Source organism: Halorubrum tibetense (assembly GCF_042661865.1).
Lineage (GTDB): Archaea > Halobacteriota > Halobacteria > Halobacteriales > Haloferacaceae > Halorubrum > Halorubrum tibetense.
Window position 1 is genome coordinate 1 of record NZ_JBHSWW010000474.1, and the last position, 1,166, is coordinate 1,166.

The window sequence follows — 1,166 nt, forward strand, 5'->3', positions numbered from 1 at the left end:
CGCTCGTCGACGCGTACGAGGCCGGCGCGGACCGCCACGAGCCGCTCGACGACGACGCGATCGACACCGCCTGCAACGGGATCGCGATCCCCGACCCGGGCGCGAGCCACCTGATACTGGAGGCGATCCGCGAGTCGGACGGGGGTGCGGTGGCGACGACCGACCACGAGATCCTCGATGCCGCCATCGAGGTAGCCCGGAGTGAAGGACTGGAGGTGGGTGCGACCTGCGCGGCCGCGGTATCGGGGGCGTTCGCGCTGGCGGAGTCCGGCGAGTTCGACGCCGACGACACGGTCGTCCTGCTGAACACGGGCGCGGGCAACAAGGACGTGGACTCGCTGCGAGCACACCTCGGGGAGCGGGAGGCGATGGAGCGTGACGGATCGGTGGCGTAATCCCCCGAGAATTGGGTAGCACCTCCCGATCGGCGTCCTCCGAGAACCGGTGTCCCCTACGACGATCCGTTTAACACGAGCGCGAGAGACGACGCCGTATGCGTCTCCCCGCGCGAAGCGATATCGGCCGACCGCTCGGTCCCGTCGCGTTCGGGGTTCTGTGGTTCGCCGGCGGCGGGCTCGGCCTCGGGCCGGACGCTGCCGCGGCGCTCGCGTGTACCGCCTGGATCGTCGTCTGGTGGGTGACGGAGGCGGTGCCGATCCCGGTGACGAGCCTGCTGCCGGTCGCCCTCTTTCCGCTCACGGGTGTACTCGACGCGAGCGCGACGACGACCGCCTACGGCGACCCGATCGTTTTCCTCCTTCTGGGTGGGTTCCTGCTCGCGCTCGCGGTCGAGCGGACGGGGCTTCACGAGCGCATCTCGCTGCTCGTTATCAGCCGCGTGGGGGTGAGCGCGCCCGGCCTCCTGTTCGGGTTTATGACCGCAACCGCGCTGCTCTCGATGTGGATCTCGAACACCGCGACCGCGATGCTGATGGTCCCGATCGCGATCGCCGTGATCTCACAGACGTACACGGTGACCGATGGGCCACAGGTCGACGTGGGAGAGGGTGTCGGCGAGATGGTCCACGACACCGACGAGGACCCGGCGGACCTCCCCGCGACGCGGTTCGGCGTCGCGCTCATGCTCGGTATCGCGTACGCGGCCTCCGTCGGCGGCGTCGGGACGCTCATCGGGAGCCCGCCGAACGCGGTGCTCGCGGGCGTCG

2 protein-coding genes are annotated in these 1,166 nt (G+C 70.1%); both read left to right on the forward strand.

What is annotated here, in order from left to right; genetic code table 11:
• Window positions 1-395, forward strand: a 395-nt coding sequence (locus tag ACFQEU_RS16300) for a threonine synthase (protein ID WP_379783867.1), incomplete at its 5' end; no start/stop codon positions are given.
• A gap of 98 nt (window positions 396-493) precedes the next feature.
• On the forward strand, window positions 494-1,166 hold a 673-nt coding region (locus ACFQEU_RS16305; RefSeq protein WP_379783869.1), incomplete at its 3' end, for an SLC13 family permease.